This is a genomic window from Pantoea cypripedii (genome assembly GCF_002095535.1).
GTDB classification, from domain to species: Bacteria; Pseudomonadota; Gammaproteobacteria; order Enterobacterales; family Enterobacteriaceae; genus Pantoea; species Pantoea cypripedii.
This window is the reverse complement of sequence record NZ_MLJI01000001.1, coordinates 3,329,685-3,351,235: the sequence shown is the minus strand read 5'-3', so window position 1 is coordinate 3,351,235 and position 21,551 is coordinate 3,329,685. Positions and strand designations below refer to the sequence as shown.

The following is a 21,551-nucleotide window of genomic DNA, read 5'->3' as shown; positions in this document are numbered from 1 at the left end:
CCTAACGGCGCGATAAATCGCGCCGTTACGGATCTTTAAATCCCGGTTAACCCGGCAAACGCTTCACTGGCACGCGTCACATTCACCTTTGTGACGTCATAATTCGCCACCGCCACGAAGGGATCTTCCGCCAGAATCGCATCCAGCTCATCCCGTGGCATCTCTTTCACCATCACCATTCCACCAGTGCGTGGATCTTTACGTCCGGCCGCAATAAACGCACCGCTGGCAAAATAACGATCCAGCCATGCGATATGGGGTGCGAGCAGGGCTTCCACTTCTTCCACCGGACGGAAATAGTTCAGATAAACCACGTACATATCAGTTCCTCATGTTGTCGGGTTCGCCAGCTCGGTGAGCAATGGCAACAGGATTCTCACGCTCTCATGGGTGCGTTGGGTAATGCGGCCTGGTAGCCAGTGGTCGAGATAGTCCAGGTTATCGCGCTCGGTCTGATGACGGACGCTGCCATCCGGGAAGTGGGAGCTGCGCGCGCGCTGCTGCTGCCCATCTTTATTGCCCAGCGCCCAGTTGCTGGCGGTGACATCCAGCAGCGGCATACCCGCCTTATCAAACGGATTCTCACCGGGAAAATCACGTGCCACCAGCGTATGGGTAGCAGCAGAGATGCCGAAGCGGTGCGCCAGCTGCACGGCGCGGGCGCTGGTTTGCTTGCGCACCGCCGATGGCGTATTCATGCCGCTGTTGAAGTAGAGATGATCGCCGACGATCAGGCTATTCAGATCGATCACCAGCAGGGTGTCTTTCTTCTCTTTGGCGCTCATGCGTGACAGATAATCATCCATGCCATGCAGACCGGTTTCACCGGCACTCAGCGCCACAAAGCGTACGCCATAATGTAAAGGCATTTTGCTGAGCTGCTGGGCTAACTCCAGCATCACACCCAGGCCGGAAGCGTTATCATCCACGCCCTGCAAACGCAGACCGCCGATATTGTTGTCGGTTTCACGGCTGCTGAGCGGTGTCCAGGTATCGAGATGCGCCACAATCAGGATCTCCTGCGGTGCGCTACCCGCGCGGGCGGCAATCACCGAGGTGGCGGTCACTTTATGCCAGCGCATCTGGCCCTGCTTTTCGCGCCAGTTATAGCCGGTATTGAATTGGCGGGTATTGCTCTGATAACCCAGTTGGGTGAATTGCTGGCGCAGATAATCTGCGGTCATCAGCTCTGCCGGGCTACCGCTCATGCGGCCCGGATAATAGGTTGCGATATGACGCAATTGTTGTTCGGCAAATTGTCCGGGTACGTTCCCGGCAGCCTGAGCAAGGAGAGGAAAACCGCCCGCTATCGCTGCTGTCAGCAGGAGGCGGCGGAGGGTGGCAAACATAGTGTGTCCTTTTCTGACATCCCGTCGTGCGAAAAAAATTCTGCTTCAGTATGAAACTGTGACCGCTATTACACAATTTGATTTGCTCCGAAACACCAGCAATATCATTTGCTAAGCACAAAATGTTCTCAGCAATCCCGTGTCGTTATTCCATTCGGTAACTACTCATTCCAATTCGTAATTTCATCTGCCAGAAGGCGGGGACGTATAGTCGCGTTAACTTATTGTAAAACTAACAAGGTTAACGTGGATTATCTGCCTCTCTTTGCCGATCTCAAAAACCGTCCGGTGCTGGTTGTCGGCGGTGGCGACATCGCTGCGCGCAAAATTGAACTGCTGCGGCGTGCCGGTGCACATGTGCGGGTGACGGCGCGTGAGTTGGGCCATGAGTTGCAGGCACTGCATGAGATTGCGGCCATTGAGTGGATAGCACAAACCTTCGATGCGGAACAGCTGGAAGGCGTATTCCTCGTTATCGCCGCCACGGATAACAACGCGCTTAACAGCCAGGTTTTCGACGCAGCTAACGCGCGCCACAAGCTGGTGAATGTGGTGGATGACCAGCCGAAATGCAGCTTTATCTTCCCATCGATTGTTGATCGTTCCCCGCTGGTGGTGGCGATCTCCTCCAGTGGCACCGCACCGGTACTGGCGCGCTTGCTGCGGGAAAAAATTGAAGCCCTGCTGCCCGCGAATCTCGGACAAATGGCTACCGTTGCCGGGCAGTGGCGCGACAAAGTGAAACAACGTTATCGCCAGATGTCAGAACGCCGTCGTTTCTGGGAGCGCGCTTTCAACGGCTTGTTCGCCAGCCAGATGGCGGCGGGCAATGTTAATGAAGCGCGTCGTACATTGGATCGTGAGCTGGAGAACGACAGCGATAATCAGGGTGAAATCACCCTGGTCGGTGCCGGTCCCGGTGATGCCGGATTATTGACGCTGCGTGGTTTGCAGGTGATGCAGCTGGCGGATGTGGTGCTGTATGACCACCTGGTCAGTGATGAGGTGCTGGAGCTGGTACGACGCGATGCCGATCGTATCTGCGTGGGTAAACGTGCCGGTGCTCATTCCGTGTCACAGGAAGAGACCAATCAGCTGCTGGTGAAACTGGCGCTGGAAGGTAAACGCGTGGTGCGACTGAAAGGCGGCGATCCCTTTATTTTTGGCCGTGGCGGTGAAGAGTTGCAGGCCGCCAAAGCTGCCGGTATCCCGTTTCAGGTGGTGCCGGGTATCACTGCGGCAGCGGGCGCAACCGCCTATGCCGGTATCCCTTTAACCCACCGTGACCATGCGCAAAGCGTGTTGTTTATCACCGGCCACTGCCGGGCAGACAGCAACGGCATTGACTGGCCGTCGCTGGCGCGCGCGCGTCAGACGCTGGCGATCTATATGGGCACGGTGAAGGCGGCAGAGATTGCCGCCGGACTGATTGAACACGGGCGCGATCCAGCGACGCCTGTTGCGGTGATTGGCCGCGGCACGCGTCAGGATCAGCAGGTGCTGACTGGCACCTTAGCCCAACTGGAGGCGCTGGCCGCCTCCGCGCCGACGCCAGCATTGCTGGTGATTGGCGAAGTTGTGAATTTGCACGGGCAACTGGCCTGGTTTCAACATTCGGCACAGCAGGGGACTCGCGAGTCCGCCGTTGTCAATTTGGCTTGAGGAAAAATTATGGACCAAAACCGACTCACTCATCTGCGCCAGCTGGAGGCAGAGAGTATCCATATCATCCGCGAGGTGGCGGCCGAGTTCAGTAATCCGGTGATGATGTACTCCATCGGCAAGGACTCCTCGGTGATGCTACATCTGGCGCGCAAAGCCTTCTATCCGGGCACGCTGCCATTTCCGCTGCTGCACGTTGATACCGGCTGGAAATTCCGTGAAATGTACGAATTCCGCGATCGCACCGTCAAAGCGATGGGTGCTGAGTTGCTGGTGCACCGCAACCCGGAAGGCGTGGCGATGGGCATCAACCCGTTTGTACACGGTAGCGCCAAGCATACCGACATCATGAAAACCGAAGGGCTGAAGCAGGCGCTGAACAAATACGGCTTTGATGCCGCGTTTGGTGGCGCACGCCGTGATGAAGAGAAATCGCGCGCCAAGGAACGTATCTATTCATTCCGTGACCGCTTCCACCGCTGGGACCCGAAAAACCAGCGCCCGGAGCTGTGGCACAACTACAACGGCCAGATTAACAAAGGTGAGAGCATCCGTGTGTTCCCGCTCTCCAACTGGACCGAACTGGATATCTGGCAATACATCTTCCTGGAAAACATCGAGATTGTGCCGCTGTATCTCGCCGCACCGCGTCCGGTGCTGGAGCGTGATGGCATGCTGATGATGGTGGATGACGACCGTATCGACCTGCAACCGGGTGAAGTGATCAAACAGCGTATGGTACGTTTCCGTACCCTCGGCTGCTGGCCGCTGACCGGTGCGGTGGAATCCGAAGCACGAACGCTGCCGGAAATTATTGAAGAGATGCTGGTCTCCACTACCAGCGAACGCCAGGGCCGCGTGATTGACCGCGACCAGGCCGGTTCGATGGAACTGAAGAAACGTCAGGGTTATTTCTAAGGAGACGCAGATGAATACCGTTATTGCACAACAGATTGCCGATCAGGGTGGCGTGGAAGCCTGGCTGACCGCGCAACAACACAAAAGCCTGCTGCGTTTCCTCACCTGTGGTAGCGTGGACGACGGCAAAAGTACGCTGATTGGCCGTTTGCTGCACGATACCCGTCAGATCTATGAAGATCAGCTTTCTTCGCTGCACAATGACAGCAAACGCCATGGTACGCAGGGCGAGAAACTGGATCTGGCACTGCTGGTTGATGGTTTGCAGGCCGAGCGTGAGCAGGGCATCACCATTGACGTGGCTTACCGTTACTTCTCCACCGAGAAGCGCAAATTCATTATCGCGGACACCCCCGGACACGAGCAGTACACGCGCAACATGGCGACCGGTGCCTCAACCTGCGATCTGGCGATTCTGCTGATTGATGCCCGTAAAGGCGTGCTGGATCAGACCCGTCGTCACAGCTTTATCTCGACGCTGCTGGGCATTAAGCATCTGGTGGTGGCGATCAACAAGATGGACCTGGTGGCATTCAATCAGGACAGGTTTGAGCAGATCAAACAGGATTACCTCGATTTCGCAGCGCAGCTGCCGGAAGACCTCGATATCCGCTTTGTGCCGATGTCGGCGCTGGAAGGGGATAACGTGGCCTCGCAGAGCGAGAGCATGCCTTGGTATAGCGGCCCGACGCTGCTGGATGTGCTGGAAACCGTGGAGCTGAACCGCGTGGTTGATCATCAGCCGATGCGCTTCCCGGTGCAATACGTTAACCGCCCGAACCTCGATTTCCGCGGCTATGCCGGAACGCTGGCGTCAGGCGTGGTGAAAGTGGGCCAGCGCGTGAAAGTGCTGCCGTCGGGTGTGGAATCGACTATCGCGCGCATCGTCACTTTTGACGGTGATTTGCCGGAGGCCGGCGCTGGCGAAGCTATCACCCTGGTGCTGAAAGATGAGATCGACATCAGTCGCGGCGACCTGCTGGTAGACGCTGATGCGGAGCTGAAATCGGTGCAATCCGCCACCGTCAACGTGGTGTGGATGGCTGAGCAGCCGTTGCAACCAGGCCAGAGCTACGATGTGAAGATTGCCGGTAAGAAAGCCCGTGGCCGCGTGGAAAAAGTGATTCATCAGGTTGAGATCAACACGCTGGAAAAACGCAGCGCTGACAGCCTGCCGCTGAACGGTATCGGGCTGGTGGAAGTGACCTTCGATGAACCGATGGTGCTGGATCAGTATCGCCAGAACCCGGTCACTGGCGGCATGATTTTTATTGATCGTCTGAGCAACGTCACCGTTGGCGCGGGCATGATTGAAGAACCGCAAAGCGCCAGCCGCGCTGAGGTTGGTCAGTACAGTGACTTTGAGCTGGAACTGAATGCGTTGGTTCGTCGTCATTTCCCACACTGGAATGCACGCGACTTGCTGGGTGGTCAGTAATGGCGCAACACGATGAAAACGTGGTGTGGCATGACCATCCGGTGACGCGCGCTGAGCGTGAGCAGCAGCATGGTCATCAGGGCGTGGTGCTGTGGTTTACCGGTCTGTCCGGCTCGGGAAAATCCACGGTGGCAGGTGCAGTGGAGCAGGCGTTGCATCGTCTGGGCGTCAGTACCTATCTGCTGGATGGTGACAATGTGCGTCACGGCTTATGCCGTGACCTCGGCTTCAGCGATGACGATCGTAAAGAAAATATTCGTCGCGTCGGTGAAGTGGCAAAACTGATGGTGGATGCGGGGCTGGTGGTGCTGACCGCCTTTATTTCCCCGCATCGTGCTGAGCGCCAGATGGTGCGCGACCTGCTGGCCGAGGGCCAGTTTGTTGAAGTGTTTGTCGATACGCCGCTGGCGGTGTGTGAAGCACGCGATCCGAAAGGATTGTATAAAAAAGCCCGTGCCGGAGAACTGCGCAATTTCACCGGCATCGACAGCGTTTATGAGGCACCGGAATCGCCTGCAATCCACCTGGATGGTGAACAATTGGTTACAAAACTGACCGCCCAATTGTTAGACCTGCTGCGCCACCGCGATATCATCAGATCCTGAATAGACAGCGGCAAATCATTACGGTTTGCCGCGCTTCGCGTCAACAGGAACTCTATGCAGAACGTTACCCCTATGCTGGCACGCAAAGATGAACTCCCCCAGGATGAGCCGCGCTCGTCGTTACCGGGTGGTGTGATTGGTTTTCTCTCGTACTGGTGCGCTCTGGCAATTCCGTTTCTGCTCTACGGCTCCAATACGCTGTTCTTCTTCCTCTATACCTGGCCATTCTTCCTCGCCTTGCTGCCGGTTTCGGTGCTGATTGGTATTGTCTTCAGCCTGATGCTGCGTGGTCATTTGTTCTGGAGTGGGGTGGTCACGGCAATCGTGGTGGTGTGCCTGTTTTGGCTACTCTTCTCATTTCTCTCCGGCTGGTAAGCTGTGCCTGATGTGCAAACGCGTCGGCTGGTTACAAAACTTTACCTGCCGATGTTCTCATCATCTGCGTCATTATTTGTACGGACAAACGCCTGTGAACGGCATTTTCGCTGCTGGAGTGGAGTCCGGCGCGAAGTTATGGGATGATTGAGCCGTTTTTCAGGGGGCGGGGATGGGAAAACTGACGTTATTGCTACTCGTACTGCTCGGCTGGCTTCAATATTCGTTGTGGCTGGGTAAGAACGGGATTCATGACTATACGCGCGTTAATGATGACGTCGCGTCACAACAGGCGAATAACGCCAAACTCAAAGCGCGTAACGATCAGCTGTTCGCCGAAATTGACGATCTCAACGGTGGTTCTGAGGCTATCGAGGAACGCGCACGCAATGAACTGGGCATGATCAAGCCCGGTGAAACCTTCTATCGTCTGGTGCCGGACCAGAACAAACGTAACGCGCAACAAGCTGCGCAAAATCAACAACGATAAACCATGAACAACCTTTCTTCCTCTGCGGATGTGATCGCCGTAGTGCCCGCTGCCGGTATTGGCAGCCGCATGCAGGCGGCCTGCCCGAAACAGTATCTGACCATCGGTCAATTCACCCTTCTTGAACACAGCGTCGCGCGGTTGCTGGCGCATCCTGCCGTAAAACAGGTGGTGGTCGCCATCGGCCCCGATGACGGCTGGTTTGACACCTTGCCGCTGGCGCAGGATGCCCGCGTGCTGCGTGTCACCGGCGGCGATACGCGCGCTGAGTCCGTGCTGGCGGGGTTGCAGGCAGTGAAGCAGGGGGAGTGGGTGCTGGTGCATGACGCGGCGCGTCCGTGCCTGCATCCCGATGATTTAGCACGCCTGCTGGCCGTGCGTCAGCACAGTAAAGTGGGGGCGATTCTGGCGGCACCGGTGCGTGACACCATGAAGCGTGCCGAACCGGGCAAAGCGGCCATTGCGCATACCGTCGAGCGTGAAAATTTATGGCATGCGCTGACGCCGCAATTCTTCCCTCATGCATTGCTGATGGCCTGCCTGACGCGCGCCCTTAATGAAGGGGCGACCATTACCGATGAGGCATCGGCACTGGAATACTGCGGCTACCATCCCGAACTGGTGAGCGGTCGCAGTGATAACATCAAGGTGACGCGGCCAGAAGACCTGGCGCTGGCGGCCTTCTATCTTACCCAGATTCAGTTACAGGAGAGCGCATGATGCGTATCGGCCACGGTTTTGACGTGCACGCCTTCGGAGGCGAGGGGCCTCTGGTGATTGGCGGGGTGCGAGTTCCCTTCGAACAGGGTTTTATTGCGCATTCTGATGGTGATGTGGCGTTACATGCGCTGACTGACGCCCTGCTGGGGGCGGTGGCGATGGGCGATATCGGCAAATTGTTTCCTGATACCGATCCTGCTTATAAAGGCGCGGACAGCCGTGGCCTGCTGCGTGAAGCCTGGCGTCGTATCCAGCAGAAGGGTTACCAGATTGGTAATGTGGATGTCACCATCATTGCCCAGGCACCGAAGATGCTGCCGCACGTCCCGCAAATGCGCGTGAATATCGCCGAAGATCTTGGTTGCCATATGGATCAGGTCAACGTCAAAGCCACGACGACAGAAAAACTGGGTTTTACCGGGCGCGGCGAAGGCATTGCCTGTGAAGCGGTTGCGCTACTGGTTAAGGCAGAAACGGCATGAGTGAATTGCTGTACCTGCATGGCGAACCACGCGCGACCGGGGTGATCAAAGCCAATCCGGAAGATTTTGTCGTGATTGAGGATCTCGGTTATCCCTATGATGGTGAAGGTGAGCAGCTATTGGTGCGTATCCGTAAAATCGGGTGCAACACCCGTTTCGTCGCGGAAGCGCTGGCGAAATTTTTAGGTGTGCACGTGCGCGATCTCAGCTACGCCGGGATGAAGGACCGCCATGCGGTGACGGAACAGACGCTTTGTTTCCGTCTACCGGGTAACGCTATGCCTGATCTGTCTGAATTTCAGCTTGAAGGCGTGGAAATCCTGCAGGTGGTGCGCCACAAGCGTAAACTACGTACCGGTGCGCTGGCGGGAAATGCGTTTCGCCTGGTGATCCGTCAAATTTCGGATCGCACTGAGGTGGAACAGCGTTTACAGAAAATTCAGAAAAGCGGTGTGCCGAATTATTTTGGCGAGCAGCGTTTCGGGCGCGAGGGTAATAATCTGACGCAGGCCCGGCAGTGGGCGCAGGATAGCTTTCGCCCACGCGATCGTAACAAAAAAGGCCTGCTGCTTTCGGCGACGCGCAGCCATCTGTTTAATCAGGTGACCAGCGCCCGCTTACAGCGTGACAATTGCCTGGACGCAGTCATCAGCGGTGATGCATTACAGCTGACCGGGCGTGGTAGCTGGTTTGTGGCGCAGGCCGAAGAACTGGCTGAGCTGCAACAGCGCGTGGACCAGGATGAACTGCGCATCACTGCCCCATTAGCCGGACGAGGTGGCTGGGGCACCCAGGCGGAAGCGCTTGAATTTGAACAGCAGAGCCTGGCAGGTGCGGCAGAATTGATTACACTGCTTGAGCGTGAACGTGTTGATGCGGCACGACGTGCAATGCGCGTGGTGCCGAAAGCGTTGCGCTGGAACTGGTGGGATGATGTGACGCTGGAGATGGAGTTCTGGCTGCCTGCGGGCAGCTATGCCACCAGCGTGGTGCGTGAGCTTCTCCAACAAGAAGGTAACGATGCGGATATTGCTGAGTAATGATGACGGAATTCATGCTCCAGGCATTCAGACACTGGCGCGCGCACTGCGTCAGTTTGCTGAAGTGCAGGTGGTGGCACCCGATCGTAATCGGAGCGGTGCCTCAAACTCGCTGACCCTTGAAACACCGCTTCGTACCTTTACCCATGAAAACGGCGATATCGCCGTACAGATGGGCACACCGACTGACTGCGTGTTTCTCGGGGTAAATGCCCTGATGCAACCGCGCCCGGATATCGTGGTTTCCGGTATCAATGCCGGGCCAAACCTCGGTGATGACGTGATTTATTCTGGCACCGTCGCCGCTGCCATGGAGGGACGCCATCTCGGGTTACCGGCACTGGCCGTCTCCCTTAATGGTCATCAGCATTACGCCACCGCAGCTGCAGTGACCTGCGCGTTGCTGCGCGCCCTGACGCGTGAGCCGCTGCGTACCGGCCGCATCCTGAATATCAACGTACCTGATTTACCCCTGTCAGAAGTGAAAGGCTTCCGCGTGACGCGTTGTGGCAGCCGACATCCGGCCGATCAGGTGATTCGTCAGCAGGATCCGCGTGGTAACACCCTGTACTGGATCGGGCCGCCGGGCGAAAAGCTGGATGCGGGTCCGGATACCGATTTTGCGGCAGTTGATGCCGGTTACGTTTCCATCACCGCATTGCATGTTGACCTGACCGCTCCAGCGGCGCAGTTGGTGTTAAGCGAATGGCTGACCCAGGCGGAGGTGGATTTGGCATGGTGAGTCGGCGCGTCGAAACCCTGCTGGCGCAACTGCGCGCGCAGGGCATCCATGATGAACATCTGCTGAAAGCCATCGCTGATGTGCCGCGTGAGCGTTTTATCGACGAAGCCTTCGAACACAAAGCCTGGGACAATGTCGCACTGCCGATTGGCAGCGGGCAAACCATTTCACAGCCTTATATGGTGGCGCGGATGACAGCGCTGCTTGAGTTAAATGCTGATGCGTGTGTGCTGGAAATCGGCACCGGCTCCGGCTATCAGACTGCTATTCTGGCCCATCTTGTTAACCACGTTTATTCCGTTGAACGCATCAAAGGGTTGCAGTGGCAGGCGAAACGCCGCCTGAAGCAGCTCGATCTCCATAATGTTTCCACTCGCCACGGTGATGGCTGGCAGGGATGGGCGGCACGCGGTCCGTTCGATGCCATTATCGTCACCGCAGCACCACCTGAAATTCCGACTGCGCTGATAGCGCAATTGCGCGATGGCGGCAGAATGGTGCTGCCGGTTGGAGAAGATCAGCAAGTGTTGAAACGTCTGCGTCGCCAGGGGGATGAGATGATTGAAGAGATCATCGAACCCGTCCGCTTTGTGCCTTTAGTTCAGGGCGATCTGGCCTAAAGCGCTTCGTACTTGTTCACAACTGTTACATAGCATGGCGCAGTTGATCTTGCTACTATCCTTGTTAATCAAAGCGAAAGGCCGTTTCGGACGCATTACGCAGTGTAAAATGCGGCTAACGCAGTCACAGTTATATCCAGGATTGCCATCACGGGGGATCAATGAGCACGGGAAGCACAATATTTCAATTACGCCGTCTGGCGGCACTGACAGTGGTCGGTTTCTGGCTGGCAGGCTGTAGCTCCAGCGATAACACACAGGCACCCATTAGTCAGATTGGTGGAAACGGTGGTATGAGCGACGCTTCAGGCGGCGGTGTACCGGCCATGCCTCGTGGCGGAATGTTAAGTGGTGGTGTACCTTCTGCGCCCGCGTCGGGCGGAATGATTAGTGGTAATGATAATGTGACGACGCAAAATGGTCACATTGTATACAACCGCAATTATGGGAATATTCCTAAAGGTAGTTATGGCGGTGAGACTTACACCGTTAAGCGTGGCGATACCCTGTTCTATATCGCCTGGATTACCGGCAACGATTTTCGCGATTTGGCCCAACGCAACAACATCGCCGCCCCGTATAGCCTGAGCGCCGGGCAAACGTTGCAGGTTGGTAATGGATCCGGACAGTCAATTACCGGTGGTAACGCTATCACTGCGGCCGATGCAACTCAGGGCGGCGTACCCGTTACACCGGGTTCTTCGCAAATTAAATCGACCCCGGTTGCACAGCAACCTGTTATTACGTATTCTGATGATTCGGGTAATTCTTCAGGCAGCAAATTGTTGCCGTCGAAAGGGGCAAATAATGTGGCAACGACCACAGCTCCGGTTATCGCACCGCCCACAGTCAGCAGCACAACGGATAGCACAACCCCAGTGGGAAGCTGGCGTTGGCCGACTGATGGGAAGATCATCGATAACTTCTCCGCTGCGGAAGGCGGAAACAAAGGGATCGATATCGCCGGTTCGCGTGGACAACCTGTTGTCGCCACTGCTTCGGGTAGGGTGGTATACGCAGGCAACGCGCTCCGTGGGTACGGTAATTTAATCATCATCAAACACAATGATGACTACCTGAGTGCGTACGCCCATAACGACACTATGCTGGTCCGGGAACAACAGGAAGTTAAAGCTGGGCAAAAAATCGCTACCATGGGTAGCACCGGAACCAGTTCAGTAAGATTGCATTTTGAAATTCGTTACAAGGGGAAATCCGTAAATCCGTTGCGTTACTTACCGCAACGATAATCCGGCAGAACCCAGGTGTTCTGCCCTTGGATCACGGGTAGGAGCCGCTTATGAGCCAGAATACGCTGAAAGTTAACGAGTTACACGAAGATGCGGAATTCGAGGAGAACGGAGCTGAGGTTTTTGATGAGAAGGCTCTCGTTGAGAACGAACCTGGTGATAACGATGTAGCGGAAGAAGAGTTGTTGTCACAGGGTGCGACGCAACGCGTTTTGGATGCGACGCAGCTCTACCTCGGAGAAATTGGTTATTCTCCATTATTAACGGCGGAAGAAGAGGTGTTCTTTGCCCGCCGCGCATTACGAGGCGACATTCCTTCTCGCCGCCGCATGATTGAAAGTAACCTGCGCCTGGTGGTCAAGATTGCCCGTCGGTATAGCAATCGTGGTCTGGCTCTGCTTGACCTGATTGAAGAGGGGAATCTCGGCCTGATTCGCGCAGTAGAGAAGTTTGACCCGGAACGTGGGTTCCGCTTCTCGACTTACGCCACCTGGTGGATTCGTCAGACCATTGAACGGGCGATCATGAACCAAACCCGTACCATTCGTCTGCCTATCCACATTGTTAAAGAGTTGAATGTTTATCTGCGTACTGCGCGTGAACTTTCTCACAAGCTCGATCATGAGCCGAGTGCTGAAGAGATCGCCGAGCAGCTGGATAAACCGGTTGATGATGTAAGCCGTATGCTGCGTCTCAACGAGCGCATTACCTCGGTTGATACGCCACTCGGTGGTGATTCCGAAAAAGCGTTGCTGGACATCCTGGCCGATGAAAAAGATAACGGCCCGGAAGACACCACGCAGGACGATGATATGAAACAAAGCATCGTTAAGTGGTTGTTTGAACTCAATGCCAAGCAGCGTGAAGTGCTGGCGCGTCGTTTCGGCCTGTTGGGCTATGAAGCGGCAACGCTGGAAGATGTTGGCCGCGAAATCGGTTTGACCCGTGAGCGTGTCCGTCAGATTCAGGTTGAAGGTCTACGTCGTTTGCGTGAAATCCTGCAAACTCAGGGCCTGAATATCGAAGCACTGTTTCGTGAATAAACCGTAATCGCTACATAAAAACGGTGACCATCTGGTCACCGTTTTTTTATGCCTGTCATTCAGGATGGTGACGAGCTGCCACCATCCTGCTGCTTCTACACCAGCGTTTTCAGACGATAGATCCACTCCAGCGCCTGACGTGGTGTCAGGGTATCGGGATCGAGCGCTTCCAGTGCCTCAACTGCCGGTGACGTGTCTGCTACCAGGAGCGGCAGCTGCGCACCCTCCACCGTCGAGGCTGCTGAGCTGCCTGAAAGGGCTTCCAGTTCCTTCAATTTATGGCGTGCACGTTTGATAACTTCTTTCGGTACACCGGCCAACGCCGCCACAGCAAGACCGTAACTTTTACTGGCTGCACCATCCTGGACGCTGTGCATAAAGGCGATGGTGTCACCATGTTCCACGGCATCGAGATGCACGTTAACCACACCTTCCATTTTTTCTGGCAGCGTGGTCAGCTCGAAATAGTGGGTAGCGAACAACGTCATCGCTTTAATGCGGTTGGCCAGGCTTTCGGCGCAGGCCCAGGCCAGCGACAGGCCATCATAGGTTGAGGTGCCGCGGCCAATCTCATCCATCAGCACCAGGCTGTTCTCGGTGGCGTTGTGCAGGATATTGGCGGTTTCGGTCATTTCCACCATAAAGGTGGAACGTCCTGAGGCCAAATCGTCAGCCGCACCTACGCGAGTAAAAATGCGATCAATGGGGCCAATCACCGTTTCCTCAGCCGGAACAAAGCTGCCGATCCACGCCATCAGCGCGATCAATGCCGCCTGGCGCATATAAGTGCTTTTACCCCCCATATTCGGGCCGGTGATAATCAGCATGCGACGCTGGGTGGAGAGCGATAATGGATTCGCGATAAAGGGTTCTTTCAGCACCTGCTCAACAACCGGGTGACGACCGCCGGTGATGCGGATACCGGCTTTATCCTGGAGCACCGGACGGCAATAATTGAGCGTCCAGGCACGTTCCGCCAGGTTAGCCAGCACATCAAGCTCGGCCAGTGCGGCAGCACTTAATTGCAGCGCTTCCAGGTGCGGCAGCAGGCGATCGAACAGCTCGTCGTAAAGGCCTTTCTCCAGCGTCAGCGCTTTACCTTTTGAGGTCAGGACCTTGTCTTCATACTCTTTCAGTTCTGGAATGATGTAGCGTTCAGCATTCTTCAGCGTCTGACGGCGCACGTAGTGGATGGGTACCAGATGGCTCTGACCACGACTGACCTGGATGTAATAGCCATGAATGGCGTTAAAGCCGACTTTAAGGGTATCCAGCCCGAGTTTTTCCCGTTCGCGGATTTCAAGACGATCGAGATAATCGGTGGCCCCATCCGCCAGTGCGCGCCACTCGTCGAGTTCCGCGTTATAACCGGGTGCAATCACACCTCCGTCACGGACTAATACCGGCGGAGACTCAATAATTGCCTGCTCCAGCAGTTCGCGCAGTTCACTGAAATCCCCCATCTGCGTACGCAGCTGAATCAGTTGAGGAGCCTCGGCCTGTTCCAGTAAGGCATTCAGTTCCGGCAACTGCTGAAAAGCGTGGCGCATACGGGCCAGATCGCGTGGGCGGGCGGTGCGCAGCGCCAGACGGGCGAGGATACGTTCCAGATCGCCAACCTGGCGTAACACGGGTTGTAACTCTTCGCTGTGCGCCTGTAATTCCGCAATGGATTGCTGACGACGTGCAATGGTTGCGACATCACGCAATGGCATATGCAGCCAGCGTTTCAGCATGCGGCTGCCCATCGGAGTAACGGTTTTATCCAGAACCGCAGCGAGGGTGTTTTCTGTCCCTCCGGCCAGATTCTGTGTGATTTCGAGGTTGCGGCGCGTGGCAGCATCCATTATCACGCTATCCTGCTGACGCTCCATGCTGAGCGAGCGGATATGGGGCAGGGAGGTGCGCTGGGTGTCTTTGACATATTGCAGCAGACAACCTGCCGCGCGCAGTGCCAGATGCGCCTGTTCGACGCCAAACCCATTGAGATCGCGCGTGCCAAATTGCAGATTCAACTGCTGGCGCGCGGTATCGATTTCATATTCCCAGAGCGGACGGCGGCGCAGACCACGGCGCTGATCAATGAGCGGCATCGCCTGAAAATCTTCGGGGTAGAGCAATTCAGCCGGATTGGTGCGTTGCAATTCGGCGGCCATGGTTTCCAGATCGCCGGGTTCGCTTAACCGGAACCGCCCGGAACTGATATCCAGCGTGGCAAAGCCAAACCCGCGCTGGCTCTGAAAAATGGCTGCCAGCAGGTTATCCTGGCGCTCCTGCAACAATGCCTCATCGCTGATGGTGCCGGGGGTGACAATACGCACCACTTTGCGTTCTACCGGGCCTTTGCTCAGCGCGGGATCACCAATTTGCTCACAAATCGCCACCGACTCACCTAACTGGACCAGTTTCGCCAGATAGCCCTCAACCGCGTGATAGGGAACGCCAGCCATGGGAATGGGTTCGCCTGCGGACGCACCGCGTTTGGTGAGTGAGATTTCCAGCAGCTGTGAAGCGCGCTTTGCGTCATCGTAAAACAGCTCATAAAAATCACCCATGCGATAGAACAGCAGGATATCAGGATGATCGGCCTTCAGACGCAGGTACTGCTGCATCATGGGCGTATGGGCGGTGAAGTCCATTTGCTCTGCTCCTTTCATCTCTTTCTCGATTTGCATTTACTTTTTGAGTGCCCGTAATAGGTTATCGCTACAGGAAAGGTGCGTTATCACGCTGGCGCGATAACGAAAGAGGCGATGTTACCATTTTTGCAGCATCTCCTTCATCTGCCTGCTGGCCTTTCGGTTGCCGACCATAGCAAATTGCGGCGTCAGGAAAAAAGGAAAAAGCGCTGTAAATGGTAAAGTGTGGAAGCGGGTCGCAAATTTTGTTGCGCAGCGCCCTGACAGAGATAACTGACGTAAATTTAAGATATTGCCCTGTAAGTCATTAACCTGAACGATTAACATGTGGACTCCGGTTTCATCTGGCTTATGGAAATCCAATGCGTTTTAAGGTTGCCCTTCTCCCGCTCATTACCCTGCTTGCCGCCTGTAGCAGCAAGCCTCAAACAACCCAGCAGCCCGCCGTCGTTTCTGCACCTCAGGGTGGTTTCCTACTGGATCAATCACACGCTATCCAGCCAATGTTTGGTGATTTCGCGGAAAATCCCGCGGCTGAACAATTTATTGACCAGATGGTGGCGAAGCACGGTTTTGATCGCCAGCAATTGCATGCGGTGATCGGCCAGGCGAAACGGCTGGATTACGTGCTGCGCCTGATGGACCAACAGGCACCGAGCTACACTCCGCCAACCGGCCCAAATGGTGCCTGGATTCGCTACCGCAATAAATTCATTACCCCTGATAACGTACAAAACGGTGTTGCGTTCTGGAATCAATACCAGGATGCACTGCAACGCGCCCAGCAGGTCTATGGCGTGCCACCGGAAATTATTGTCGGCATTATTGGCGTTGAGACACGCTGGGGCAGGGTGATGGGGAAAACCCGCTTACTGGATGCGCTGGCAACGCTTTCGTTCAACTATCCACGCCGGGCGGCTTACTTCAGCAGCGAGCTGGAAACGTTCCTGTTGATGGCACGTACCGAGCAGGATGATCCGCTTGATCTGCGCGGTTCTTTCGCTGGTGCGATGGGCTACGGGCAGTTTATGCCATCGTCGTATAAACAATATGCGGTGGATTTTAACGGGGATGGACACATCAACTTGTGGGACCCGGTTGATGCTATCGGCAGCGTGGCTAATTATTTCAAAGAACATGGCTGGCGTCCGGGTGAAGCCGTTGCTGTCCCGGCCAGCGGGCAGGCTCCGGCACTGGAGAATGGTTTCAAAACCCTGTATCCGGTCAGCACCCTGATGGCAAGTGGCCTGACACCGCAGGGATCGCTGGACGGCAACAATCAGGCCAGTTTGTTACGTCTTGATCTGGGCACCAGTTATCAATACTGGTACGGGCTACCCAATTTCTACGTGATAACTCGCTACAATCACAGCACGCATTATGCAATGGCGGTGTGGCAGTTGGGCGAAGCGGTCAGCAAAGCGCGACAGGGTGCGATATTTTAATGCTGTCCTTACTAACAGTAAGGAGATAAGATGTCGCCCCTTTTGCGGCACCACCTTCGCCGCGACCTTTTCTCTGAGGAGCGCTTATGAATACCTTACCCGCCTGTCCTGAATGCCAGGCCGACTATACATGGCAGGATGGCGAGAAGCTGAACTGCCCGTCATGTGGACATATCTGGTCGCTGGCGGCGGATGATATGGCTGCTGATGGTCTGGTTGTGCGTGATGCAAATGGTAACCTGCTGGCGGATGGCGACAGCGTCACCGTCGTCAAGGATCTGAAGGTTAAGGGCAGCTCCTCAACGTTGAAAATCGGCACAAAAGTGAAAAGCATTCGTCTGGTTGAAGGCGACCACAATATCGATTGCAAGATCGATGGTTTTGGCCCGATGAAACTCAAATCTGAGTTCGTGAAAAAGAACTGAGTTCCGGACGGCGCTGTGCCGTCCGCGTTGTTCTATTATTCCAGCAACCGATCTATCGCTGCGCACTGGGCGGCACTCAGCTCTCCGCCATAGTTGCGGGAGCGGGTGGTCATCGATTCATAACGACGCGCGACGGCGGTTTTGATCGTTGTGACAAAATCATCTCCCAGGGTATAAATCGCCATCAGCTGCCCAATGCGTTGCTGAATGGTGGTTAACTGGCGTAAATCGCCCGCCCGCCACGCCTGCATCGCCCCGGCAAATAGCTCCGGTACGATATTATTCAGCCCGGAAATCACCCCTGCACCGCCTGCCAGCAGGTTGGGTAACAGATATTCGTCATAGCCGGATAGCACCGCAAAATCGCTGCGCACTTTTCTTGTTTCTTCAATCAACGCACGGTTGTGCGACAGGCAATCCACCGTGTCTTTGATACCAATAAAATTCGGCAGTTCTGCCGCCAGTTCCGCTACCAGCGCGGGGGTTAAATCACAACCGGTACGCGCCGGAAAATTGTAGGCAAACCATTTCCCACCTAATTGCTGGTCCAGAGCTTTGAAATAACTCAGCAGCTGTTTTTGCGTCTGACCATAGTAATAAGGAGGTAGCACCATCACCGCGTCAAACCCATGCTGCCACGCGGCCTCAGCCAGTTGCAGCATATCAGGCACGCAGGTGCTGGAAACGTTAGCGACCATCGTGAGTGGGGATAGCTGACGCGCTTCGCGAATCAGATGTAGTCGTTCCTGTTGCGTGAGCGAAGCAAACTCACCAATGCTGCCCATTAACAGAAGGGTATCAATGCCTGAATGATTGAGCCGGGCGAAGTGGCGGCCCAGGGCATCAATATCGACGTTCCCGTTGTTATCAAAGGGGGTTACTGACGGACACCAGACGCCAGCCAGTGCGGGTTGTGCAACCATAGCAAACTCCTTATCGTGAAAAATGAAACACTGTTTTAACTTAATCGCCATTGGCTAAACTAACCAGATAACAGCACGCAAAAAGTGAGCTATCGCACTTTTCTTTTCGGGGGGATGGCAAAAACGAGTAGTGTTGAGTTCCTGGGATAAAACTGGAGCGTGACAATGCAAGACTGGAATCCACAGCTATATCGTCAGTTTGAATCAGAGAGAACCCGACCGGCCTATGAGTTGCTGGCGCGGGTCACCACTCCTGAAGTGCGTTTCGCAACGGATTTAGGTTGCGGACCGGGCAACAGTACCGAGCTACTGGCGCAGGCCTGGCCGGAGGCCGTCATCTGTGGCATTGATAGCTCGGAAGCGATGCTGGTGCAGGCGCGTGAACGCCTTCCGGATTGCCTCTTTGAGCTGGCCGATATTCGTTCCTGGCAGGCCGAACAACCCCAGCAGGTGATTTACGCCAATGCATCTTTGCAATGGCTGGGTGAACATTCTTCGCTGCTGCCGCACCTGGTAAGCCAGCTCGCTATCGGCGGCTCACTGGCAATTCAGATGCCGGATAACCTTGAGGAACCTTCGCATCGCCTGATGCGCGAGGTGGCTGCGGGTGAGCGCTGGCTGCCACATATCTCCCAGCAGGCAGCTGAACGTAAGCGCTTACTGACCACTGCACAATATTATGATTTGCTGAGCGATGCGGGTTGTGAGGTGGATATCTGGCGTACCACCTACTATCACATCATGGCGGATGCACAGGCGATTATTACCTGGCTGCGAGCCACTGGCTTGCGTCCTTTCCTTGCCGGGCTGGATGAAAACCAGCAACAGGCGTTTTTAGCGGAATATCATCAGGCGCTGATTACCGCTTATCCGGCTCGCGCTGATGGTAAGGTTTTGCTGGCTTTCCCGCGTCTTTTTATGGTGGCAATGAAAACACGCTGAAGCTTCTGGAAGCGCACGCGCAAAACGGTACATCGGGGTTGAAAAGGGTCCTCCGCTGCACCATTTACTGTTAACGTGAGCGCCAGACACGGAGAAGACGATGAACGATGAACAGTTACAACAGTTGAGTCGTCGTATTGGCGAACAGCTGAAAATGCGCAAGGCAACCATTACGGCGGCTGAGTCCTGTACCGGTGGCTGGATTGCAAAAGTATTTACCGATATCAGCGGCAGTTCCGCCTGGTTTGAGCGCAGTTTCGTGACCTATAGCAACGACGCCAAGCAACAAATGGTGGGTGTGCAGGCCGGTACGCTGGCCCGGTTTGGTGCCGTGAGCGAGCAGACCGTACGCGAAATGGCTGCGGGGGCCTGCAAAGAGGCGGGGGCGCAGTATGCCATTGCTGTCAGTGGTATTGCGGGACCGGATGGCGGCACGGCGGATAAGCCCGTCGGTACTGTCTGGTTTGGCTTTGCCGGGCCGGATGGGCAACTGATGGCGCAGTGTCAGCACTTTGCTGGCGACCGTGATGCGGTGCGTCGTCAGTCCGTCGCCTGGGCACTGCAAACGCTGCATGATGAATTTCTGACAAATTAAACTTGATACTGTATGACTGTACAGTATAATTATCGGCAACAGAACGCGAGCAGACATACAGAGATGTCCGCTTACCCGGCATGATTAGGAGTGGAAATGGCGATTGACGAGAACAAACAGAAGGCTTTAGCTGCCGCGCTGGGCCAGATCGAGAAACAGTTTGGTAAAGGCTCCATCATGCGCCTGGGTGAAGACCGCTCGATGGATGTTGAAACCATCTCCACCGGTTCACTTTCACTGGATATCGCGCTGGGCGCGGGTGGCCTGCCGATGGGCCGTATCGTTGAGATTTATGGTCCGGAATCCTCTGGTAAAACCACGCTGACCTTGCAGGTCATTGCTGCTGCACAGCGTAAAGGTAAAACCTGTGCCTTTATTGATGCCGAGCATGCGCTTGACCCGGTCTACGCGAAGAAGCTGGGCGTCGATATTGATAACCTGCTGTGTTCGCAGCCGGATACCGGTGAGCAGGCGCTGGAAATTTGTGATGCACTGGCGCGTTCCGGTGCTGTTGACGTCATCATCGTTGACTCCGTCGCCGCACTGACGCCGAAAGCGGAAATTGAAGGCGAGATCGGTGATTCCCACATGGGGCTGGCCGCTCGTATGATGAGCCAGGCGATGCGTAAGTTGGCCGGTAACCTGAAGCAATCCAATACGCTGCTGATTTTCATCAACCAGATTCGTATGAAGATTGGTGTGATGTTCGGTAACCCGGAAACCACCACCGGTGGTAACGCACTGAAATTCTACGCTTCCGTACGTCTCGATATTCGCCGCATCGGTGCCATTAAAGAGGGTGACGAAGTGGTGGGCAGCGAAACCCGCGTGAAAGTGGTGAAGAACAAAATTGCTGCACCGTTCAAACAGGCTGAATTCCAGATTATGTACGGCGAAGGCATCAACACCTTCGGTGAACTGGTTGACCTGGGCGTGAAGCACAAGCTGGTTGAGAAAGCCGGTGCCTGGTACAGCTACAACGGTGACAAAATCGGCCAGGGTAAAGCAAACTCGACCAATTTCCTGAAGGAAAACCCGGCGATTGCTAATGAAATCGATCAGAAGCTGCGTGACATGCTGCTGACCGGTGCAACGGCCAGTGCCGGTGCTGCGGAGGTTTCCGCTGACGATTACGAAGAAGCCAGCGAAACGAACGAAGATTTCTGATACCACAACGGGAGCGCTCTGCTCCCGTTTTGTTTTTCCCCGCCAGCACTTTCCCTCTTTAATTTCTTGCTTTACCCTGCGCTACGGTCTGAAAAAGGTAAGTCATATGTCATCATCTCCGACACCCGCGCCAACTTTTTCGCGCTTGCTGGACCGCGCCATGCGCATCCTGTCACAACGTGACCATAGCCGTGAAGAACTGAAGCGCAAGCTACAACTTTCCAGCCAGCGGGCTGCCTGGATGCAGCAACAGGAAAAAGCCGAACCCATTCCTGATGAGTTGCTGGAGCAGGTTGCCGACTGGTGCCAGCAGAATGGTTGGTTAAACGATCAGCGTTTTACCGAGCGATTTATCCTCAGTCGCAGCGGCAGAGGGTATGGCCCGCAACGTATTCGCATGGAGCTGCAACAAAAAGGCATTGCGCGCGATGAAATTGACCAGGCGCTGTTTGATACCGAGGTCAACTGGATCGCGTGTGCAGCCGGGCTGGCGAAACGTAAGTTTGGCGATCCGTTGCCACAAGACTGGGCCGGGAAAAGCAAAGTCCAGCGATTTCTGATGACAAAAGGCTTTCTGATGGAAGATATTCAGGCAATTTTCAGAAATTTTGACGACTGAAAGGCAATGGGATTTTACTTCCCACTGAAGAAAATTTATCTTATTCCCACTTTTTGTTCCTC

24 protein-coding genes are annotated in these 21,551 nt (G+C 55.3%); 19 read left to right on the top strand and 5 right to left on the bottom strand.

Annotation, left to right across the window (positions count from 1 at the left end; translation table 11 throughout):
* Positions 1 to 35: 35 nt before the first annotated feature.
* Together HA50_RS15505 and HA50_RS15500 are read right to left on the bottom strand one after the other, a co-directional pair.
* A complete protein-coding gene (locus HA50_RS15505; protein WP_084876470.1) occupies positions 36 to 320 on the bottom strand; it encodes a YciI family protein in 285 nt (94 codons plus the stop codon).
* Positions 321 to 329: 9 nt separating this feature from the next.
* Positions 330 to 1,349 carry an aminopeptidase gene (locus HA50_RS15500; protein ID WP_084876469.1) on the bottom strand — a complete coding sequence of 340 codons (1,020 nt, stop codon included), beginning with the start codon at positions 1,347 to 1,349 and terminating at the stop codon, positions 330 to 332.
* Between the two features lie 246 nt (positions 1,350 to 1,595).
* Here HA50_RS15500 and cysG point away from each other — a divergent pair, with 246 nt between their 5' ends.
* The 13 genes from cysG (at position 1,596) to rpoS (ending at position 12,734) form a co-directional block, all read left to right on the top strand.
* Positions 1,596 to 3,011 carry a siroheme synthase CysG gene (gene cysG / locus HA50_RS15495; protein ID WP_084876468.1) on the top strand — a complete coding sequence of 472 codons (1,416 nt, stop codon included), beginning with the start codon at positions 1,596 to 1,598 and terminating at the stop codon, positions 3,009 to 3,011.
* A gap of 9 nt (positions 3,012 to 3,020) precedes the next feature.
* Entirely contained in the window at positions 3,021 to 3,929 is a 909-nt protein-coding gene (gene cysD / locus HA50_RS15490) for a sulfate adenylyltransferase subunit CysD (RefSeq protein WP_084876467.1), read from the top strand.
* Positions 3,930 to 3,939: 10 nt separating this feature from the next.
* A complete protein-coding gene (cysN, locus tag HA50_RS15485; protein ID WP_084876466.1) occupies positions 3,940 to 5,367 on the top strand; it encodes a sulfate adenylyltransferase subunit CysN in 1,428 nt (475 codons plus the stop codon).
* On the top strand, positions 5,367 to 5,972 hold the full coding sequence (gene cysC, locus HA50_RS15480; protein WP_084876465.1) for an adenylyl-sulfate kinase: 606 nt from the start codon (positions 5,367 to 5,369) through the stop codon (positions 5,970 to 5,972). Before cysN ends, cysC begins: the two co-directional genes overlap by 1 nt.
* Before the next feature lie 54 nt (positions 5,973 to 6,026).
* Complete coding sequence (locus tag HA50_RS15475) at positions 6,027 to 6,347, top strand: DUF3561 family protein (protein WP_084876464.1); 321 nt, start codon at positions 6,027 to 6,029, stop codon at positions 6,345 to 6,347.
* A gap of 172 nt (positions 6,348 to 6,519) precedes the next feature.
* Positions 6,520 to 6,837, top strand: coding sequence for a cell division protein FtsB (gene ftsB, locus HA50_RS15470; RefSeq protein ID WP_013510229.1), 318 nt, complete (start codon positions 6,520 to 6,522; stop codon positions 6,835 to 6,837).
* A gap of 3 nt (positions 6,838 to 6,840) precedes the next feature.
* On the top strand, positions 6,841 to 7,557 hold the full coding sequence (gene ispD / locus HA50_RS15465) for a 2-C-methyl-D-erythritol 4-phosphate cytidylyltransferase (RefSeq protein ID WP_084876463.1): 717 nt from the start codon (positions 6,841 to 6,843) through the stop codon (positions 7,555 to 7,557).
* The gene (gene ispF, locus HA50_RS15460) at positions 7,557 to 8,039 is read left to right on the top strand and encodes a 2-C-methyl-D-erythritol 2,4-cyclodiphosphate synthase (protein ID WP_084878554.1); all 483 of its coding nucleotides are present in this window, start codon (positions 7,557 to 7,559) and stop codon (positions 8,037 to 8,039) included. The genes ispD and ispF overlap by 1 nt, the downstream gene beginning before the upstream one ends.
* Entirely contained in the window at positions 8,036 to 9,079 is a 1,044-nt protein-coding gene (gene truD / locus HA50_RS15455; protein WP_084876462.1) for a tRNA pseudouridine(13) synthase TruD, read from the top strand. Before ispF ends, truD begins: the two co-directional genes overlap by 4 nt.
* Complete coding sequence (gene surE / locus HA50_RS15450) at positions 9,060 to 9,821, top strand: 5'/3'-nucleotidase SurE (RefSeq protein WP_084876461.1); 762 nt, start codon at positions 9,060 to 9,062, stop codon at positions 9,819 to 9,821. Before truD ends, surE begins: the two co-directional genes overlap by 20 nt.
* Positions 9,815 to 10,441, top strand: coding sequence for a protein-L-isoaspartate(D-aspartate) O-methyltransferase (locus HA50_RS15445; RefSeq protein WP_084876460.1), 627 nt, complete (start codon positions 9,815 to 9,817; stop codon positions 10,439 to 10,441). The genes surE and HA50_RS15445 overlap by 7 nt, the downstream gene beginning before the upstream one ends.
* A 161-nt stretch (positions 10,442 to 10,602) precedes the next feature.
* Positions 10,603 to 11,691 carry a murein hydrolase activator NlpD gene (gene nlpD, locus HA50_RS15440; RefSeq protein ID WP_084876459.1) on the top strand — a complete coding sequence of 363 codons (1,089 nt, stop codon included), beginning with the start codon at positions 10,603 to 10,605 and terminating at the stop codon, positions 11,689 to 11,691.
* A 50-nt stretch (positions 11,692 to 11,741) separates the two neighbouring features.
* Positions 11,742 to 12,734: an RNA polymerase sigma factor RpoS gene (gene rpoS, locus HA50_RS15435; RefSeq protein WP_013510222.1), complete on the top strand. Its 993-nt coding sequence runs from the start codon at positions 11,742 to 11,744 to the stop codon at positions 12,732 to 12,734.
* Between the two features lie 95 nt (positions 12,735 to 12,829).
* On the opposite strand, the gene mutS is transcribed toward rpoS, so the two are convergent.
* Together mutS and HA50_RS15425 are read right to left on the bottom strand one after the other, a co-directional pair.
* A complete protein-coding gene (gene mutS / locus HA50_RS15430; RefSeq protein ID WP_084876458.1) occupies positions 12,830 to 15,373 on the bottom strand; it encodes a DNA mismatch repair protein MutS in 2,544 nt (847 codons plus the stop codon).
* A 117-nt stretch (positions 15,374 to 15,490) separates the two neighbouring features.
* Positions 15,491 to 15,700 (bottom strand): hypothetical protein, encoded by a 210-nt coding sequence (locus HA50_RS15425; RefSeq protein WP_084876457.1) that lies wholly within the window; start codon positions 15,698 to 15,700, stop codon positions 15,491 to 15,493.
* Between the two features lie 35 nt (positions 15,701 to 15,735).
* Between HA50_RS15425 and mltB the strand changes: the two genes are divergently transcribed.
* Both mltB and HA50_RS15415 read left to right on the top strand, forming a co-directional pair.
* Positions 15,736 to 16,818: a lytic murein transglycosylase B gene (mltB, locus tag HA50_RS15420; RefSeq protein ID WP_084876456.1), complete on the top strand. Its 1,083-nt coding sequence runs from the start codon at positions 15,736 to 15,738 to the stop codon at positions 16,816 to 16,818.
* A gap of 86 nt (positions 16,819 to 16,904) precedes the next feature.
* Positions 16,905 to 17,243, top strand: coding sequence for a zinc ribbon domain-containing protein YjdM (locus tag HA50_RS15415; protein WP_084876455.1), 339 nt, complete (start codon positions 16,905 to 16,907; stop codon positions 17,241 to 17,243).
* 35 nt (positions 17,244 to 17,278) lie between these two features.
* Here the strand turns inward: HA50_RS15415 and HA50_RS15410 are convergent, their stop codons facing one another.
* Positions 17,279 to 18,166: a dihydrodipicolinate synthase family protein gene (locus HA50_RS15410; protein ID WP_084876454.1), complete on the bottom strand. Its 888-nt coding sequence runs from the start codon at positions 18,164 to 18,166 to the stop codon at positions 17,279 to 17,281.
* A 165-nt stretch (positions 18,167 to 18,331) separates the two neighbouring features.
* Here HA50_RS15410 and tam point away from each other — a divergent pair, with 165 nt between their 5' ends.
* From tam to HA50_RS15390, 4 genes are all read left to right on the top strand, one after another.
* Positions 18,332 to 19,108 carry a trans-aconitate 2-methyltransferase gene (gene tam, locus HA50_RS15405; protein WP_084876453.1) on the top strand — a complete coding sequence of 259 codons (777 nt, stop codon included), beginning with the start codon at positions 18,332 to 18,334 and terminating at the stop codon, positions 19,106 to 19,108.
* Between the two features lie 100 nt (positions 19,109 to 19,208).
* Positions 19,209 to 19,703 (top strand): nicotinamide-nucleotide amidase, encoded by a 495-nt coding sequence (pncC, locus tag HA50_RS15400; protein WP_084876452.1) that lies wholly within the window; start codon positions 19,209 to 19,211, stop codon positions 19,701 to 19,703.
* A 96-nt stretch (positions 19,704 to 19,799) separates the two neighbouring features.
* Complete coding sequence (gene recA / locus HA50_RS15395) at positions 19,800 to 20,870, top strand: recombinase RecA (protein WP_084876451.1); 1,071 nt, start codon at positions 19,800 to 19,802, stop codon at positions 20,868 to 20,870.
* Between the two features lie 106 nt (positions 20,871 to 20,976).
* On the top strand, positions 20,977 to 21,489 hold the full coding sequence (locus HA50_RS15390) for a regulatory protein RecX (protein WP_208617292.1): 513 nt from the start codon (positions 20,977 to 20,979) through the stop codon (positions 21,487 to 21,489).
* Positions 21,490 to 21,551 lie beyond the last annotated feature (62 nt).

Bases quoted from the DNA above. Each gene is read 5' to 3' on its own strand.
- HA50_RS15505 (WP_084876470.1), bottom strand. From the start codon at position 320: ATGTACGTGGTTTATCTGAACTATTTCCGTCCGGTGGAAGAAGTGGAA.
- HA50_RS15500 (WP_084876469.1), bottom strand. From the start codon at position 1,349: ATGTTTGCCACCCTCCGCCGCCTCCTGCTGACAGCAGCGATAGCGGGC.
- cysD (WP_084876467.1), top strand. From the start codon at position 3,021: ATGGACCAAAACCGACTCACTCATCTGCGCCAGCTGGAGGCAGAGAGT.
- cysN (WP_084876466.1), top strand. From the start codon at position 3,940: ATGAATACCGTTATTGCACAACAGATTGCCGATCAGGGTGGCGTGGAA.
- cysC (WP_084876465.1), top strand. From the start codon at position 5,367: ATGGCGCAACACGATGAAAACGTGGTGTGGCATGACCATCCGGTGACG.
- HA50_RS15475 (WP_084876464.1), top strand. From the start codon at position 6,027: ATGCAGAACGTTACCCCTATGCTGGCACGCAAAGATGAACTCCCCCAG.
- ftsB (WP_013510229.1), top strand. From the start codon at position 6,520: ATGGGAAAACTGACGTTATTGCTACTCGTACTGCTCGGCTGGCTTCAA.
- ispD (WP_084876463.1), top strand. From the start codon at position 6,841: ATGAACAACCTTTCTTCCTCTGCGGATGTGATCGCCGTAGTGCCCGCT.
- ispF (WP_084878554.1), top strand. From the start codon at position 7,557: ATGCGTATCGGCCACGGTTTTGACGTGCACGCCTTCGGAGGCGAGGGG.
- truD (WP_084876462.1), top strand. From the start codon at position 8,036: ATGAGTGAATTGCTGTACCTGCATGGCGAACCACGCGCGACCGGGGTG.
- surE (WP_084876461.1), top strand. From the start codon at position 9,060: ATGCGGATATTGCTGAGTAATGATGACGGAATTCATGCTCCAGGCATT.
- HA50_RS15445 (WP_084876460.1), top strand. From the start codon at position 9,815: ATGGTGAGTCGGCGCGTCGAAACCCTGCTGGCGCAACTGCGCGCGCAG.
- nlpD (WP_084876459.1), top strand. From the start codon at position 10,603: ATGAGCACGGGAAGCACAATATTTCAATTACGCCGTCTGGCGGCACTG.
- rpoS (WP_013510222.1), top strand. From the start codon at position 11,742: ATGAGCCAGAATACGCTGAAAGTTAACGAGTTACACGAAGATGCGGAA.
- mutS (WP_084876458.1), bottom strand. From the start codon at position 15,373: ATGGACTTCACCGCCCATACGCCCATGATGCAGCAGTACCTGCGTCTG.
- HA50_RS15425 (WP_084876457.1), bottom strand. From the start codon at position 15,700: ATGTTAATCGTTCAGGTTAATGACTTACAGGGCAATATCTTAAATTTA.
- mltB (WP_084876456.1), top strand. From the start codon at position 15,736: ATGCGTTTTAAGGTTGCCCTTCTCCCGCTCATTACCCTGCTTGCCGCC.
- HA50_RS15415 (WP_084876455.1), top strand. From the start codon at position 16,905: ATGAATACCTTACCCGCCTGTCCTGAATGCCAGGCCGACTATACATGG.
- HA50_RS15410 (WP_084876454.1), bottom strand. From the start codon at position 18,166: ATGGTTGCACAACCCGCACTGGCTGGCGTCTGGTGTCCGTCAGTAACC.
- tam (WP_084876453.1), top strand. From the start codon at position 18,332: ATGCAAGACTGGAATCCACAGCTATATCGTCAGTTTGAATCAGAGAGA.
- pncC (WP_084876452.1), top strand. From the start codon at position 19,209: ATGAACGATGAACAGTTACAACAGTTGAGTCGTCGTATTGGCGAACAG.
- recA (WP_084876451.1), top strand. From the start codon at position 19,800: ATGGCGATTGACGAGAACAAACAGAAGGCTTTAGCTGCCGCGCTGGGC.
- HA50_RS15390 (WP_208617292.1), top strand. From the start codon at position 20,977: ATGTCATCATCTCCGACACCCGCGCCAACTTTTTCGCGCTTGCTGGAC.